The sequence below is a fragment of the Streptosporangium sp. NPDC006013 genome (assembly GCF_040614275.1).
Taxonomy (GTDB): domain Bacteria; phylum Actinomycetota; class Actinomycetes; order Streptosporangiales; family Streptosporangiaceae; genus Streptosporangium.
In genome coordinates this window covers 1-1,679 of sequence record NZ_JBEXUE010000906.1, presented here as the reverse complement: position 1 = coordinate 1,679, position 1,679 = coordinate 1, and the positions used below count along the sequence as shown (strand labels likewise).

The 1,679-nt window shown below is 66.8% G+C and carries 2 protein-coding genes; one reads left to right on the top strand and one right to left on the bottom strand.

Going from position 1 to position 1,679, the window contains the following annotated elements; translation table 11 throughout:
• The coding region (locus ABZ260_RS50790) for a hypothetical protein (protein WP_355633095.1) at positions 1-693 on the top strand (693 nt) is incomplete at its 5' end.
• Positions 694-1,240: 547 nt separating this feature from the next.
• On the opposite strand, the gene ABZ260_RS50785 is transcribed toward ABZ260_RS50790, so the two are convergent.
• The gene (locus ABZ260_RS50785; protein ID WP_355633092.1) at positions 1,241-1,573 is read right to left on the bottom strand and encodes an ATP-binding protein; all 333 of its coding nucleotides are present in this window, start codon (positions 1,571-1,573) and stop codon (positions 1,241-1,243) included.
• Between the last annotated feature and the right edge of the window lie 106 nt (positions 1,574-1,679).

Below are 1,679 nucleotides of genomic sequence, written 5' to 3'. Positions count from 1 at the left end.
GACAACGCGCATCCGGGTGGTGAGCCGCTGGCCGGTTCGCGAACGCTGACAGACCAGGCGGCGGCGATGGCTCGTGACCTCGCCTACCTCCCGGTGACCACCGTCGACGTGGGCCGAGCATGCACGGCGATGGGGGGACCGATGACCAACTACCTCATCCGGTTCGCCTACCCCGACGGCCGCGCTCTGTGGATAGGCAGCGCCGAGGAGGTCAACCGCTGCGTGAGGACCACCAACGGCACGGTCAGCAGCGGCTCGTACGCCGGGCCCGCCATCACCACCGCCTACAAGGACGGAATCTGGCGGCCCGTACCGCCAGATGACCCCTGCCGAGGCCCCGGTGACCGCCGAGGTCAGGACGAACTGATGGTTCCCGGACGGCCCGGTCGGCTCACCGTGTGCAGGGACGCCACGTATGTGAGGCCGCCCTACCGCAAGCGGCACAACAGGGACATCGCCCGCGCCCTGGCCGCGACGCTGAACTCCCTGGACACCGTGCCGAGCGACAACACCTGCAAAGGACTCGGAGGCGCCACCCAACGCGGCATCCGGCTCATATTCGACTATCCACAGGGACCGGCCGCCGCGGTGAACATCTCGATGGACTGCGCCCCCGCCGTCAACAACGGCCTGCTCCAGGCCGACCTGGACGACCCCGTCCGCGACCAGATCCTCCGCCTCGCTCCACCATGACATGGAAGATGCAGGCGAATCTCGATGATCTTGAGCGCATAGCGACTGTCATGGCGCCCTCACCTGGTGCTTCACAGGTTGTCGCTGAGCGGGCCGCTGTGGTCGCGGGTCAAGCCGACGAACACCAGGGCTACTTCGATCTCGCCGATACGTCGTGGCCCCAGGCCCCAGGCCCCAGATCTGATCGAGCCGACACGTGCGCAACAGCGTGATCACGTCTGCGACCGTATCGGGCCGGTCGAACGAAGCTCCGCAGGCTTGGGTGAGCGGGTTGTAGGCCCTGGCGGACAACACAGGCCTGAGGCACTCGATCGGGCAGGCCGGTGTGATCACATGAGAGGTAAGGGTCATTGCCGCGGTTGAGGTCTGGTCATGGGGCGGCCTGACTGGAAGCCCTCGACACGGGTCGCAAGTTCCTCGGCGGTGTCGGCGGTGAGCGTGGTCGTGCGGCCTTGGAGGGCAAACCACCGATACGCGAACGGGTTGTAGAGGAATGCCCAGTCGGGGAACCGCTCGCGGAGAGCGCGTAGTGCTGGGGGCGCAGTGCTCATGGAGCGGGCGGGGGTAGCTCGACCCAGACCGTTCGGCCGGCGGCGTCGCCCTTGAATCCCCATGCGGTGGCGAGAGCTGTCACGAGATAGAGCCCTCGGCCGCCTTCGCGGTTGGGGGTGGGAAGGCCGAATACGACAGGGCCGCCCTGGTCTGCGATCTCTATGTAGGCAGTGCCGTCGGGGTTGCGCTTGACGATGGTGGTGAAGACTCCGCCCGGTTGTCCCGTACGCGTGTGCTCGACGGCGTTGGTCGCGAGTTCGCTGACGATGAGCTCGGCGTCCAGATGATCGGGAAGGTGAGCCTTCACGAAGCTACGGGCCGCACGCACCTGTTCCTTCTCTCCTAAGCGGCATTCCAGAAGTTCCGCTTGTAACCGGCCGGGAGCCAGGGGCTGGTCCACGGCGCGGCGGTGACCAGTAACTGGTCCGGTGAGC